This is a genomic window from Neobacillus niacini (genome assembly GCF_036961885.1).
Classification (GTDB): domain Bacteria; phylum Bacillota; class Bacilli; order Bacillales; family Cytobacillaceae; genus Neobacillus; species Neobacillus niacini_H.
Window position 1 is genome coordinate 12491 of the sequence record NZ_JBALNQ010000018.1, and the last position, 15222, is coordinate 27712.

General features: G+C 39.4%; 15 protein-coding genes and 1 pseudogene. 1 reads left to right on the top strand and 15 read right to left on the bottom strand.

Annotated features, from left to right (window positions below):
• Window positions 1-82: 82 nt before the first annotated feature.
• Together V7124_RS08875 and V7124_RS08880 are read right to left on the bottom strand one after the other, a co-directional pair.
• Window positions 83-562: a GNAT family N-acetyltransferase gene (locus V7124_RS08875; protein ID WP_335488280.1), complete on the bottom strand. Its 480-nt coding sequence runs from the start codon at window positions 560-562 to the stop codon at window positions 83-85.
• Between the two features lie 197 nt (window positions 563-759).
• Window positions 760-1164, bottom strand: a complete 405-nt coding sequence (locus V7124_RS08880; RefSeq protein ID WP_335488199.1) for a PH domain-containing protein — start codon at window positions 1162-1164, stop codon at window positions 760-762.
• A gap of 164 nt (window positions 1165-1328) precedes the next feature.
• On the opposite strand from V7124_RS08880, the pseudogene V7124_RS26270 reads away from it, so the two are divergent.
• A pseudogene (locus tag V7124_RS26270) lies at window positions 1329-1496 on the top strand (ISL3 family transposase); the annotation flags it as partial.
• 278 nt (window positions 1497-1774) lie between these two features.
• Here V7124_RS26270 and V7124_RS08885 read toward each other — a convergent pair.
• The 13 genes from V7124_RS08885 to V7124_RS08945 all read right to left on the bottom strand — a co-directional run bounded on the left by V7124_RS08885 (window position 1775) and on the right by V7124_RS08945 (window position 15192).
• Complete coding sequence (locus V7124_RS08885) at window positions 1775-2068, bottom strand: Dabb family protein (RefSeq protein ID WP_335488202.1); 294 nt, start codon at window positions 2066-2068, stop codon at window positions 1775-1777.
• A 115-nt stretch (window positions 2069-2183) separates the two neighbouring features.
• Window positions 2184-2795 (bottom strand): zinc-binding dehydrogenase, encoded by a 612-nt coding sequence (locus tag V7124_RS08890; RefSeq protein WP_335488205.1) that lies wholly within the window; start codon window positions 2793-2795, stop codon window positions 2184-2186.
• 204 nt (window positions 2796-2999) lie between these two features.
• Window positions 3000-3905 (bottom strand): hydroxymethylglutaryl-CoA lyase, encoded by a 906-nt coding sequence (locus V7124_RS08895; RefSeq protein WP_335488283.1) that lies wholly within the window; start codon window positions 3903-3905, stop codon window positions 3000-3002.
• Window positions 3906-4153: 248 nt separating this feature from the next.
• The gene (locus tag V7124_RS08900) at window positions 4154-5323 is read right to left on the bottom strand and encodes a cytochrome P450 (RefSeq protein WP_335488208.1); all 1170 of its coding nucleotides are present in this window, start codon (window positions 5321-5323) and stop codon (window positions 4154-4156) included.
• A gap of 154 nt (window positions 5324-5477) precedes the next feature.
• Window positions 5478-6629 (bottom strand): thiolase family protein, encoded by a 1152-nt coding sequence (locus tag V7124_RS08905; RefSeq protein WP_335488211.1) that lies wholly within the window; start codon window positions 6627-6629, stop codon window positions 5478-5480.
• 93 nt (window positions 6630-6722) lie between these two features.
• Window positions 6723-7922, bottom strand: coding sequence for a CaiB/BaiF CoA transferase family protein (locus V7124_RS08910; RefSeq protein ID WP_335488287.1), 1200 nt, complete (start codon window positions 7920-7922; stop codon window positions 6723-6725).
• Window positions 7923-7996: 74 nt separating this feature from the next.
• A complete protein-coding gene (locus tag V7124_RS08915; protein ID WP_335488214.1) occupies window positions 7997-8770 on the bottom strand; it encodes a 3-hydroxyacyl-CoA dehydrogenase in 774 nt (257 codons plus the stop codon).
• A gap of 52 nt (window positions 8771-8822) precedes the next feature.
• Entirely contained in the window at window positions 8823-10346 is a 1524-nt protein-coding gene (locus tag V7124_RS08920; protein ID WP_335488217.1) for an AMP-binding protein, read from the bottom strand.
• A 76-nt stretch (window positions 10347-10422) separates the two neighbouring features.
• A complete protein-coding gene (locus V7124_RS08925; protein ID WP_335488220.1) occupies window positions 10423-11205 on the bottom strand; it encodes an enoyl-CoA hydratase/isomerase family protein in 783 nt (260 codons plus the stop codon).
• 43 nt (window positions 11206-11248) lie between these two features.
• Complete coding sequence (locus V7124_RS08930; RefSeq protein WP_335488222.1) at window positions 11249-11659, bottom strand: Zn-ribbon domain-containing OB-fold protein; 411 nt, start codon at window positions 11657-11659, stop codon at window positions 11249-11251.
• Window positions 11660-11661: 2 nt separating this feature from the next.
• Window positions 11662-12843 carry a thiolase family protein gene (locus V7124_RS08935; protein ID WP_335488225.1) on the bottom strand — a complete coding sequence of 394 codons (1182 nt, stop codon included), beginning with the start codon at window positions 12841-12843 and terminating at the stop codon, window positions 11662-11664.
• Between the two features lie 30 nt (window positions 12844-12873).
• Window positions 12874-14037, bottom strand: coding sequence for an acyl-CoA dehydrogenase family protein (locus tag V7124_RS08940; RefSeq protein ID WP_335488229.1), 1164 nt, complete (start codon window positions 14035-14037; stop codon window positions 12874-12876).
• Window positions 14038-14412: 375 nt separating this feature from the next.
• On the bottom strand, window positions 14413-15192 hold the full coding sequence (locus V7124_RS08945) for an enoyl-CoA hydratase/isomerase family protein (protein WP_335488232.1): 780 nt from the start codon (window positions 15190-15192) through the stop codon (window positions 14413-14415).
• Between the last annotated feature and the right edge of the window lie 30 nt (window positions 15193-15222).

Sequence of the window (15222 nt, forward strand, 5' to 3'; positions counted from 1 at the left end):
CAATGTTTGTGAGTGGTTTATCATTTCATTAATTAGGGTTTGACTTAAAAGTTCAATTTCATTGCAATAAAAAGACCAGCTGTTATGATAATTCTTTCATATACCATACATCCATTACATTATGGTCTGAACCATCTAGCGCTCTATCAAGTTGCTTGAATCCTAATTTACTGTAAAGGAGATTCGCTGCCTGGAGAATCTTCACTGTTTCTAAATAACAGTATGTATAATGTTCCTTGGCGAAGTCTAGTGCTACTTTCATGAGTTCCTTCGACAAACCGATACCTTGAGCTTCGGGTGTAATATATAGCTTTTGCAACTCGCAAATCCCCGTCATCTGTCCAAATGGTGCAATCCCCACACCACCTACCACTTCATCTCGTTCATTCACCGCAACCCAATACTTTGCATTTGATTGTTCCTTGTAAAATTGTGCTAGATTGCTCAGTTGGGGATCAAAATAGGCTGTTCCTGGAATGTCTAAATTAAAAGATTCTAATGAGCGTTTGATAATTTGCTCCATTGTATGATTGTCCCTTTCTTCCATTTCACGAATCCGCATTGTTTTCTTCATCCTCCAAATCTATGTATTTTTTTATTAATGAATTTGTTTATTTATTTATAATATGGGAGACGCCTATGCTTGAAAAATTTTTCGTAAAATCGTTAAGATGATCCTTTTACCCGCTCCACCCACAGAAAAATGTGCCAGTACCAACCAAAAATTTGGAAGGTGCCTAGCACGTTTATCTTAAAAGATTATTTATCAAAGTGTACGTTCGGACAACGTTTCTTTATTTCAGAAATGAAAATTTCAATGTCTTTAGGTGAAATTTTCACACTACCCAAAGATGACGATTTGTAATATATTTCAATTCCATCTTTTGAAGATAACAGCCGATAACCTGTAAATATTTCTTTTGTAGTCAAAATTCTCGTTATTTCTTCATAGGGAATACGACTTCTAAAGAGTCCACCTTTAACAAATAAATGGTCTTGATAGAAAACATATTTAATAGAAAATGCAGACCACAAAATAAACCCAATTGATAAAACACAGAGGGACAGAACAATAATTGTGTCAATAATCGTTCTTTCTTTATCTAAACTTAGAGGAATTATAAATACAGCAAGTATTACAAATAACGTGATTGATATGGTCACTACAAAAAAGTTGTCTATTTTTGAACGAAATTCTATAATAACTCACCTCCCTATACTTCCCGTACACGGTTATTAAAAGGATTGATTGTATCTAATTGTAATTTAGCAATTCATCTAAGCCAATCTTTATTTTTTATATCTTCACTAAATTCAAGTGGCTTATTCATTACTATGTTGATCATGTCATTGAAGCCCAGGATTTATCCCATGTGACCATGATCAGTTCCGATGAAACCTCCGCTAAAAGAGGGTGCCAGTATGTAACTATCTTCATGGATCCCAATGGAAAGAATGTCATTCACGTCACAAAGGGGGGAAATTCAAGTACATGGCGGAGTTTGTAAATCTTTAGATTAAAAGCCGTCAACTCTACTGACTATTATACATAGTCAGTAGAGTTGACGGCTCATTCTTTTATATTCCTCCGATAAAATAAATGACCACCACTGATTAAATAACGACATTTTGGTTGGCCATCGAACAGAATAACAGAACCCAGCTCGTTATCTTGTTATTTATTTATACGGGAAACAACTATCATCATATATACCTTGTAGCACCAATTTAACTTTCAACTTCTACAAAGCTCGAGGAGTGACAAACTCGGATTTTACACATAAAAATCCATAATGATTCTATCCGAAATACCAATTTCCTTCAAATAGGCTAACAGTTCTTGATGCTTCGGATGCGGTCCATAATTTTCAAGAGCTTTTTTGTCTTCTAACAATAATGTCAAACCAATTTCAAACCCTTGAGCTTTTTCTGAAAAGTTTAAACCAGCTTGTATATCTATAATTCCGGGAATATCCTCTTTAAGCAACTTCGCTCTTGAAATGGCTTCTTCTTTTTGTTCTTTCGTCGTTTTTTCATTAAAGCTTAATAATACAATGTGTTGAATCATTTCTTGTATCCCTCCTCAAAAATAGTAGTAGAAGTGGCCTCATCTTCAGTTAGGTAAAAGCAGCTTTCTGAAAATGTTGTATTTGGGGTTTTCAATATCTCTGACTGGATCCGCTTTATCGTTCTATTATTAAATCAATCTTTCCAAATTGTACACCTTCACTCATTCGCTTAAGAGCCTCTAAGGTGTCAGCATGCTGGTACACCTTATCAATAACAGGCCTTATTTGATATCGTTCGATAAATTGCAACATTTCTTTATATTCTTCTGTGCTTCCCATTGTGCTTCCTAAAATATTAATCTGGCCAAAATATAAATTTCGCAAATCCATTTTGATTTCAAATCCAGTTGTTGCACCAAAATTTACAAGCGTACCACCAACTCGTAAAACAGATACTGCTCGTTCCCATGTAGCGGGTCCGACACTATCAATAATTAAGTCTACGTTCTCACCTTGTAATTCCTTTTTCCAATCACTATCACTCAAAAGAGTCAAATCAGCCCCCCGTTCCAGAGCCTGTGCACATTTTATTTCACTTCTAGAAGTACCAATCACTCGGGCTCCTGCCGCTTTAGCCATTATCAAGAGATTAATAGCCACTCCACTTCCAATTTCAGGTATTAAAACCGTTTGACCAGGCTTTAGTTTCCTTCTTGTAAATAAGGCTCTATAGGCAGTCAAAGCGGCTAAAGAGAGAACCCCAGCTTCTTCCCAAATTGTTAACACTTTTACACAATAATATGGACTTGACTCAGAACCGCTGTCTCAGAGCCAAAATTCAAGCCTCCTTGTAGTATACACAAATAGCGCCAGGTATCTTCCGTTTTTTGTATGGTATCTGGCACTATTTAATCCTTCTTACCACATTAATTATTTTCATTTCCTAAGCCTGCTGCTCTTTGTAATATTATGACTAACCTTATAAATTTTTTAAGTATGTTGATATTTCAATATTTTATGATAGTGACCGGTCAATTCACGTTTGGTTAGTGGTTTTACTATATCAACACAAGAGAGGAGTGCCTTTAGATTGATTCCAGTGCCGATGCCCATTTCGTCTAACATGAATACTACATCCTCTGTCGCGACATTTCCGGCGGCCCCTGGTGCAAATGGACATCCTCCTAATCCGCCAATTGAAGTATCAAACCGGCTTACTCCTGCCTGAAGTGCAGCATTGATATTTGCAAGTGCTAGTCCGTAGGTATCATGGAAGTGAGCAGTGATCATTGCTTTAAGCTGTAGCTCTTGCACTTCCTCGAATAATTCATACACTTGTTTCGGATTGGCTCGGCCGATTGTGTCACAAAAAACGATTTCATTTACTCCTAGATCATCAATCCTCTTTGCGATTTCCAGGGAAACCTTTAAATCAACCTTTCCTTCCAAAGGACACCAAAATGCGGTAGCAATATTATAACGAATGAAAATCCCTTCCACCTTTGCTTTTGTGATTACAGATTCAAATTGTTGGATTGATTCCTCTCTTCCCATTTTTACATTTTTTACATTAAAACTATTACTAGCACTCACTACCAGTGAAAGTGCCTTGACTCCATTTGCCCTTGCCCTTTCAAAGCCCTTTTCATTTGGGATTAATGCCATATACTGAATATCAGCTGCTCGTTCAATGCCGTTAATTACCTCTGCAGCATCTTTCATTTGAGGAACATAGGCAGGGTGGACAAAAGATGCAGCTTCCATTCTTTTAATTCCGGTTTTATTTAAGGCATTGATTAACTTAATTTTATGTCCGGTAGCTATAAACTCTGCTTCATTTTGCAGACCGTCTCTTGGGCCCACCTCAATTATTTCCACTTTTTCCGGCAGATTCATGAAATTCACCCTTCAAACAGATTTATAGATTATTTAACCTTTTTCGCACATTTTTTTATGATCTGGTCTATTTTACCCGTAGGTCCAATAAATCCTTTATCAATCAGTGCATTAATCTCTTTCTCAATCATTTTAATAAACTATTAAATACAATTCATGTAAAAAAGCTAACCGACCGTTCCACGTTCACGCCAGAGGAACAGTCAGTTATTTTTTAAACCATGAAACAGAATCTTTTTTTTCTTTTTTTATTTATTTCTTGCAGGGAAAATAATCGGTAAAGTTTTAAAGCCATTTTGCCAATAGATTGATGATTTTTCTGCCGGAGAGTCAGGATCTAAAGAAACCTCCGGGAAAGCATCTAAAAATTCATTCAAAACAATTTGCGCTTCTATTCTTGCCAAATCAGCCCCAATACAGCGGTGCGGCCCTTTTCCGAATGCCAGATGTCCAGGCGGATTTTCCCGATCAAGGCTAAAGGTTTCAGAATCTTCCCCATAGACGGATTCATCACGGTTTGCCGACTGAATCCCTAAGACGATCCTGTCTCCCTTTGGGATATTGACCCCTTTTACTTCAATGTCTTTAGTTACCGTGCGCATGATCATTTTAAAGGGCGAGCTGGTTCTTAATGACTCTTCCACAGCCAGGGATACCAAACTTCGGTCATTACGTACCCTTTGATACAATTCCTGACTAGAAATCAGCTCATGGAACAAGTTTGACAATAAACTTTTGGTAGTTTCATAACCGCCAAAAAGAAGGAAACGGACATGATACTGGATTTCCTTATCGGAAAAGGTTTTACCGTCTTCCTTATCTTCATACTGAATCATTTTTGTTATAATATCGTCGGGAGGATTAAGCGAATTCCTTCGCTCGGTAATAAGTGATTGAATGTAGTCCAGCATTAGAACGGCGGGCTCTGGTAAATTATCATCTTGAGCGAAAATATCAGCAGTGTTAACACCCTGTTTATCAGCCAGCAAAAGGAGATCGTCAACCCAATTACAGAATTGCCTTTGATCTTTTACGGGGATACCTGATATATGACAAAAAGCATTACCGGGAATCATAGTGAGCATCTCGCTCATTAAATCTACTTTTTCTTTTGGTGCAATTTCCTTTATTAAATCTCTTGTGGATTGAATGATAAATTCACTTGAATTTCTATAAGATTTAGCATTTAAAGTAGCAAGAAAGAATTTTCTCATTTTTGTATGCCTAGGAGGATCCATCTGAATAAGTGTCGTTCTAGATTCGTCAATATTTTTTCCTTTTTCGCTGACAGCAAATCCTCCCGCATTTGAAAAGGTTTTGAAATCAGGGAAAGCTTTCTCTGTATCTTCGTAATTTGCGAAGTACCACATTTTATCTGCTATTTGGCTAACTGGGCACTGACTACGAAGTTGTTTCAATACCTCATACGGATCTTTTGCTTGCTCTGCATTAAATGGATTATACTTGCATGACATTATTAAATCCCCCTTTTATTGCAAATAATTTCAAACCACAAGCGAATTACTGCATTACCAAGTAATTTTATTTCAACACATTTGCCAAAACTTACTGTTAACTTAATCGTTCAATAATTGTCCCGTTTGCCATTCCTCCACCTTCGCAAATAGCCTGAAGACCGTATCTTCCTCCAGTCCTTTCCAGTTCATGCATCATTGTTACCAGTAAGCGTGCTCCTGTACACCCAAGCGGATGTCCTAAGGCTATTGCTCCACCATTTGGATTAAGCTTATGAGGATCCGCATTTAACTCATCCAACCATGACATTGGAATGGGCGCAAAAGCCTCATTGACCTCATATACATCCATATCTTCAATGGTAAGTCCCGCCTTAGACAAAGCTTTCCTGGAAGCTTCCGCAGGTCCCGTGAGCATAAGGGTTGGATCTGATCCAACTACAGCTCTTGAGACGATTCGAATTCTTGCTTTTAAGCCCAGTTCTTCCGATTTCTCCCTTGACATTATTAGCAGGGCAGCAGCTCCATCACTCATTTGACTTGAATTCCCCGCATGAATTTTCCCATCTTCCATGAATGCAGGTTTTAATGAAGCTAATTTTTCAAGTGATGAACCTTTCCTAGGACCCTCATCCTGTGTCATAAGAGCAGTTGTTCCATTATCCAATGTCACCTCAATCGGCATAATTTCGCGTTCGAAACGGCCTTCCTCTTGGGCTCTAATTGCTTTTTCATGACTTTCAAGTGAAAATTCATCAAGTTGCCGGCGGGTGTATCCAAAATTATTCGCAATCCGCTCTGCTGCATGACCTTGATTAATGATTTCATATTTTGAGGTTAGAATTTCACTCCATGGGGTAGTTCCAAGGTTTGAACCCATTGGTACTCTCGACATGCTTTCCACCCCGCCAGCAATCACAACATCCATATCACCAGCTAAAATAGCTTGTGCTGCAAGATGTACTGCTTGTTGCCCGGAACCGCATTGACGGTCAATTGTAAGTCCCGGAACCTCAATTGGGAAATCGGCCATTAACGCTGCAAACCTAGCAATATTCACCGATTGCTCTCCCACCTGTGTCACACAGCCAATTATTACATCTTCCACGGTTTCCTTTGAAATACCAGCGCGTTTTACCAGTTCATTTAATACTTTTGCCAGAAGATCATCAGGACGAATCTTACTTAAAAGACCATTCCTTTTGCCTACAGGTGTACGGACAGCTTCTACAATCACGGCTTCACGCATATTTATTTCCCCCAATCTCTTTTTCCAAAGTAAAACTTTTTCAACCCTGTATTCCAAATTCAAGTGGGGATTTTCCACTCTCTACTTAAATTTTTAAATGATATTGTTTGCTCGTAAAACTTCTAACTTGGCTTCACTGTATTGAAGCAGGCCTTTATAAATATCGTCATTATGTTTCCCCTGTACCTCCGGACCAGTATGTTTAACTTTACCCGGTGTACGGCTTAATTTAGGTACGATTCCTGGCATAGGAAAATCTCCTAATTCAGGATGCTCCAAATGTATAATCATTTCACGTGATTTATAATGCGGATCTTCAACAATATCTTTAACAGAATATATCAAGCCTGAAGGAACCCCTTTTTCATCCAGGATTTCAAGGGCTTCATGAGCTGAAAGTGTTTTTGTCCATTCTTCAATTAACATATCTAGTTCTTTCATATGTTCGGCTCTTGCAATGTGACTAGAAAATTTCTGGCTATTTGCAAGCTCTGGTTTTCCCATGGCTTCTGTCAGCCTTTGAAAAACTCCATCTGAATTCGCCCCAATTACAATAAACGTTCCCTCTTTTGTTAGATATATATTTGATGGCGCCACTCCCGGCAAAATATTGCCCATCCTTTCCCGAATATACCCACTTAGCAAGTAATCCGGAATCATGCTTTCCATCACAGAGAAAACTGCCTCATAAATGGCCGTATCTACCATCTGACCTTTGCCTGAATGGGATCGTTCATGCAGAGCGGTCAGACTGCCAATGACAGAAAACAGGGATGCAAGTGTATCCCCTATTGAAATACCGACCCGTGTCGGGGGTCTATCTGGAAAACCGGTAATATATCGAAGACCACCCATTGCCTCGCCTACACTTCCAAAACCCGCTCGATCTTTATATGGGCCTGATTGTCCATACCCGGAAGTTCTTACCATAATTAGTCTCGGATTTATTTCTGATAACTCTTCATAGGATAAATTCCACTTTTCCATTGTTCCGGGGCGAAAGTTTTCAATTAAAATATCACTCTCTTTTACAAGTTCTTTTAAGACATCTTGCCCTTCCTTTTTACGCAAATTAAGGGTTATCGATTTTTTGTTGCGTGCTTGAACCGGCCACCATAAATGAACCCCATCCTTTTCCTTGCCCCAATTTCTCATTGGATCAGCCTTATCCGGTGATTCAACTTTAATAACCTCAGCACCGAAGTCTGCAAGAAGTCTCCCGCTAAATGGACCTGCAATTAAAGTTCCCAGTTCAATAACACGAATCCCCTCGAGGGGGAGAGAGTCATTCATTTTTTCCAACGTATTCACCTCCAACTCTATTAGGCTACTCTTATTATTTTGGATTACTGTTTTTATACAGGCTTTTACTTCGGCTGCATACGAATAGCCCCGTCTAAGCGAATCGTTTCCCCATTTAACATTGGAATTTCAATGATACTTTGTACTAACTTGGCATACTCAGAAGCTTTTCCAAAACGTTTCGGAAACGGAATCATGGATTCTAATGCCTGCTTTTGTTCCTCTGTTGCCCCAGCTGCCATTGGCGTTAGAAAAAGACCAGGAGCAATCGTCATTACACGAATCCCTTGTCTGGCTAATTCCCTGGCAATTGGCAAGGTCATTGCAGTAATTCCGCCCTTAGATGCACTGTAACCCGGCTGACCAATTTGCCCATCAAACGCGGCAACAGAGGCGGTATTTACAATTACTCCCCGTTCTCCATCCTCATTAGGAGTATTGGTGGCCATCTTTTCCACGGCCAGACGAATCATATTATAGGTCCCTACTAAGTTTACCTGTATTTCCTTGTTAAAAGAGTCCAGACTATTTGCCTTATTTTCTCTATTCAGCACCTTCTTCGGGCTAGTGATTCCGGCACAGTTAACAAGGGCGTTTACGTAACCAAATTGCTCGACAGCTTGATTAATCGCATATTGAGCTTCAGATTCACTGCTTACATTTGTTTTTACAAAAATCACATTATCCGAACCCAATTTTTCTACTAACGCTTGCCCCTTATCCTCATTCATATCTAATATTGCAGCTTTCGCCCCATTTTCAACTAAAAGATTAACAGTAGCTTCCCCCAACCCTGATGCACCACCAGTTACAATTGCAACGATATCTTGAATTTCCACTTTATTTTCCTCCTTCAATTTCTCAATTTATCTATCATTCTATTCGTTATTTCTATTTAATGGCCTGATTTAAAAATACAGATTGGAATTGTTCTCTCAATTGTTTTTTAAGAACTTTTCCAGAGGTACTTAAAGGTAATTTTTCCACACCTATGACCGCCTTCGGACACTTATAGTCAGCCAGCCTTTCACGGAAAAACTTGATCATTTCCTTTTCGTCGATGATATGTCCAGGTTTAGGTACAACTGCTACTACCACTGCTTCGCCCCACACGGCATGCGGTACACCAATTACCGCGCCCTCTCTTACAGACGGATGAGCGTAAAGTATATTTTCAACCTCAGATCCATAAACATTTAAACCACCGGTCACAATCATATCTTTTTTACGATCAACAATAAAAACAAACCCCTCTTCATCTACCTCCGCTATATCCCCAGTATAGAGCCACCCATTTTTAATCGTTTCAGCAGTAGCTTCTGTATTGTTCCAATACCCTTTAAAGACAGTAGCACCCTTAATAATCAATTCGCCAACTTCACCCGGACCCACATCATCACCTTGATCGTTAACGACACGGATTTCATTCCACATAGCAGGTTGTAAAGCTGCAAATCTATCAATGTGTTCCGGATATAGAACCATATTGATGCCGCTACCTTCTGTAAGCCCATAACAACCAGACAAGGCAATTCCTTTTTCCTGGTAGGCCAAAATAAGCGGTTTTGGCATCGGGGCACCACCAACATTCCCATCCCTAATTGAACTAAAATCAGTACTATCGAAGAGCGGATGGTCATATAAAAATTTGAATACTGTAGGTACACCCATTAAAATGGTAAGCTTCTCTTTTTCAATCATTTTTAAATAACGTTCCGGGTCAAAACCAGTGTCTAAAACTAGCGTACCACCTACGTGTATCAAAGGAATAATGTTAACGATCGTTCCTGTAAAACATAGCGGTAGAACTACGCCTAGACGATCTTTACCCTGATATCCTCTCGAAGCAATCAAATTATGTGTGGATGCTTTAATATTTTCTTGAGTTAGAACGGCACCTTTCGGTAATCCAGTCGTCCCTGATGTATAGAGGATACCAAATTCGTCTTCCCAAACTGCTTGATTCTCAGGCTCTTTAATGCTGCTAGTCCTAGCTAAATTCTCATAAATATCCGTATCTACATTGATTACATGCTCTACCGCTTTATTATCAATAACTGCTTGTAATTTACTTATCAAAGTATCTTCAGTAAAGATCACCTTAGGAGAAGCGTCACCTACGATGTATTCAACTTCCCTTTCTACCAGACGTATATTCATTGGGACAATTAGTGCTCCAATTTTACTGCAGGCAAGTAAGATTTCTAAAAATTCCACCCTGTTCGAGAGCAGATTCACTATACGGTCCCCTTTGCGAATTCCTAACTTTTCCCGCAATGCATTCGCAATTCTGTTAACCTTTTCATTCATTGCCGAATACGTAATTCGTTTATCTTTAAAAATAAGCAATTCCTTGTTTTTATTAATAGCAGCCCAGTATTTTATCCAATATCCTATATTTCCTAGATAAGACATTATTTAATTCCTACCCCCTCTAAAACTTACTTCCTTATACGATTCGAATAATACTAGATTGATAATTCTGTCAATTTTAGCGATTTTGATAGATTGGTTTTCGCTTTTCAGCAAATGCCTTTGGTCCTTCTTTGGCATCTTCGGAGCTGAATACATCTTTACCCACGCTATATTCTGTAAAATATGCTTCATCCCACGCCATATTATAAGCTCGTCGGACAACTTCCTTTACCTTACGTACGGCATATGGGCCATTTTCGCAAATACGAAGGGCAATATCCTCGACTGTGTTCATTAAATCTTCCTGTTTGACGACTCGGTTAATCAAATTCATCTGAAATGCTTCCTGAGCAGAAATTCGATCTCCAATCAATAACAACTCCATTGCACGAGCCCACGGAATTTGACGTGCAAGATTAACACATGCACCCCCAATGGGTATTAGTGACCAACGAACCTCTGGAACTCCGAATGTAGCATTTTCGCTTGCAATCCTAATATCCGTCGCAAGCATGATTTCTGCTCCTCCTGCTAGACAATGCCCATTTATTGCAGAAATGATAGGCTTGGTAACATCACTGAAAATCCTTTTTGTCGGATCACCCATTTCTATGCCGTTAGAAGTGTTTTTTGGAATCGCCTCTTTTAGGTCGCCGCCTGTACAGAATGCTCGATCTCCTGTACCTGTAATGACGGCCACATAAATGTCGGGATCCTCGTTGATGATACGCGATGCCTCGTCAAATGCATCCAGCATATCCAGCGTTACTGAATTCAATGCCTCAGGCCTATTAAGGGTCATATAGGCTATATGGCCTTTTTTCTCAAAAATAAATGAGCTTGGAAATGAATACATCATTTTTCTACCTCCTTAATGAATAATTTATTTCAACTTCCAGACTTTACACTGGCTCAAACCTATGAAGTGAAATCTCCGGTGTCACATCTTCAAATGTCACTTGTACCGGCATCCCTGTATTAATGTCTTCATTTTTGCAATTAATCACATTGCTAAGTAAAAGTGGACCTTCCTCCAACTCAATGATACTAACATTATAAGGAAGTTCATCTTTGAATGCAGGATGATAGGGAACATGGAATATGGTAAAAGTATGAACTTTCCCCTTCCCGCTGGCATGAACCCACTCAAGCTCACCACTGCATTTTGGACAAAGCTCAGCAGCCGGTAAATGGTACCACCCACATTCTGCACATTGCTGCACCATAAGTTCATGTCGTTTGGCAGCATCCCAAAATGGCTTAGACTGTCGCGTAATTTTGGGTAACGGCTTTTTGTATATTTTCTCACTCAATTTTAACCCCTCCTCAATATCAAACCGGCTTCTGCGTATTCATGGTTACCTACTCCATCAGGAGTGGAACCTCCATGTCCGGTAACTAAACAAAGTTCAGCATCTTTGACTTGAGTCGCACCCGCCTCTCCACGCAATTGACGGACACCTTCGGCAAGAGGTGTGAAACCTTGCATATAGCCGAAAGAAAGTTCCCCGCCGGAGGTATTCGTTGGTAATTTGCCAGTCAACTTTAAGTGACCTTCCTCTATAAACGAGCCACCTTCGCCTTGCTTACAGAATCCCCAGCCTTCCAATTGCATCAAGACTGCAATCGTGAAGCAGTCATAAATTTGCGCAACATCGATTTCGTCAATCGTAACACCTGCCATACGCAACGTCTGCTGTTTTGCCCGTTCGATTCCCCACTGCTCATATTGTGTGCGATTATAAACAGGACCCAGATCATGTCCAAAACCAAAACCGGATATATATACTGGGCGTTGTTTCAAATCCTTCGCACGCTCAGCGGTTGTAATAATGAACGCACAACCACCATCAGCTGTCAGACAGCAATCATATTTTCCTAAAGGATCTGCAACTCTCTTGGAATTAAGGTAATCCTCCATTGTCAAAGGCTTGCCATGCATGAATGCTTCAGGGCGAAGATGGGCATGTTCCCGTTGGGTAAGTGCAATTGTACCAAGCTGTTCTTTTGTTGTACCAAAAATATCCATGTGGCGCTTGGCGGCCAAGGCGTGGTCAGCAATAAAAGAGAACATCCCAAAAGAACCATTAGTATCACGATCAGAATCACCAAAGAAATCTGATGAACCCATCTGCCGCATCTGGGAAAGTGTATCGCCATATCCAACGGCAACATACTTAGATTGGCCGGAATCAAGCGCCGCACATGCTGTCATAATGGCTAAAATTGTGGTAGCACCGCCACATTGGATATCCATCATAAACCCCGGGTCGAACCCTAGGATCTTGGGAACAACGCCGCCGCTCATCAGGATATTCTTATCAATTCCACCCCGTTGATAGACCCATCCATCAATGTCTTTAGCTTTAAGACCTGCATCGCTTAGTGCGAGGCGCATCGCATCTACCTTAATATCCTCATGGGTCAGATCCTTGAATCTTCCCTGCTTTGTCACGCCCAGCCCAACGATTGCATATGCATCTTTTTTTATCGTCAACACTATCGCTCCTTTTACTCTACAAGATTATTAAAAAGACTTTGGTAGTTTTAGTACGTGTTCACCAATATAGTTAAGAACCAAATTGTTGCTGACAGGAATAATTTGCGACAATTTACTCATAATGAATGCTTCTAGAACGTCATAATCATTATCAAAGCCATATCCACCGTGTGCTTGCATTACACTATTTGCTGCATCATAATGAGCATTTGCGGATAGATATTTAGCTACATTGGACAGGTAACCGACTTTTTCCCCTTTATCGTACATTTCAGCTGCTCGATACGTTACCTGCCTTGCTGCCTCAAGTTGTGCCTTTGCATGTGCCATCGGATGTTGAATTGATTGGTGGCTTCCAATTGGTACGTCAAAGGGTGCCCGGGTTTTAGCATACTCTACGCCCTTTGCTAGAACCCACTCTCCTGAACCAGTGTATTGTGCTGCAACCAAAATACGTTCTGGATTTAATGCATCGAAAAGATATTTAGCTGCCATTCCTTCTTGTCCTATTAATTGGTCTTCCGATATTTCGACATCATTAAAATATACTTGATATTGTTTTTCAATCGGCACAAAACTGCCGATATTAAGCGGGGTTGCACTGATTCCTGGCGATTTAGTATCCACTACGAACAGTGAAAGTCCACCGGTTCGATTCGCTTCATCCGATTTTTGTGTACGTGCTACCACTAAGCAATAATCAGATTCTTTAAATGCACTTATGAATACCTTCTGGCCATTCAGAATATATGTGCCTCTTTCAGTCTTCTGCGCAAAAGTTGAAGTTTTAAATGTATTGGATCCTGAATTTGGTTCCGTATGTGCAAAACTCATTTTTACCTCTCCACTGATCGTTGGCACAGCATACTTCTGAATTTGCTCTTCAGTCCCATGCTTCAAAACTGTATTTCGTGGAAAGGCTGTAAGCAAAATGCTAACGGTCGGTAACCCATTGGTATTAAGCATTTCCATCGCGGTAACGATTTCTGTTAAACCACCACCGAGACCGGAGTATTTTTCAGGAACCCCAAGCGCTAAAATCCCTGTCTCACAGAAGGCATGATATAACTCATCTGGATATCTGCCCTCTTTGGCACAGGTTAAAATATAATCACGATTAAAACGTTTTAATAGACCATTACAGACCTCTTTAACCATCTCTACATTTATTGTTTCATTTATAACACTCATAATTAACCTCCTAGCTTTCTAAAATATTATTTAATAATTTTCCAAAATAATTTTCTTCCTCTCTAGATAGTAATTGTGCTCAATCCCGCCGTTTCTTGTAGAACATTTGACATATAGATTACTCTTTATGGTTTAATTTTACTTAATCAAACCAATTTGTCGCAATATTCATCATTTTCTTAACTGTATTTTAACCTTCACTATTTAAATAAAATGTTCATATATAAAATAATTAATAGATAAAATAGGAGTATTTGGTGGTTTTTATACAATTGTGGTTTTTATGCAAATATAAGAAAGAGAAAATAGAATAAGGCATTCCTAAAAAAGAATTTTGAAATGCCTTTTTTCTACCATCATTAATCCATTCCTTGATTATTTCCCTTTAAATACAGGCTGCCTTTTTTCCATGAAAGCAGCAATCCCTTCCTTATGATCCTCTGTTATATTCATCATTACCTGTGAAACACGCTCCTGCTCAAGAATGTCTTCCAATGTTGCCGTTACAGCATGATTGATAATCTTCTTTTGTAAACCATACGCTCTGCTCGGACCATTTGCCAGTTTGGTAGCTAATTTTGAAACTTCCTCATCTAATTTTTCCGAAGGTACAATTTGATTGACTACACCTAATTCGTATAATCTATCAACAAGGATTGGCTCAGCACTAAAATAGAATTGTTTAGCTAAATAAGGGCCAATTAGTTTTGTTAAATGGTAAGAACCGCCACCATCCGAAATAAGGCCCACTTGAGAAAAACTTAATGCAAATTTAGTATTTTCCGCTGCAACAATTAAATCTGCTGCCAGGGCCAAACTAGCCCCTGCCCCTGCCGCATAGCCGTGAACAGCCGCAATGATTGGTTTCTCTGTATCTCTCATGGTTAAGATCCCTTCATTAAGGGTGTACACAAAATCATATAAACTAATTGGGTTATCGCTCCCCATATCATTTATATCGCCACCAGCGCTAAATGATCGACCTGAACCTTTAATGACAATAGCTCTTACTTCCGGGTTTGTCTGAGCGTCCTTTAAGGCACTAATTAACTCTAAAAACATTTCAGTGCTAAAGGCATTCAACCGTTCTGGACGATTCAAAGTTAAGGTTAATACTTGGTTGGAAATATTTTTCAATAAATGTTGATGACTCATATACATCACTCCATTAATTAATTTGAATTG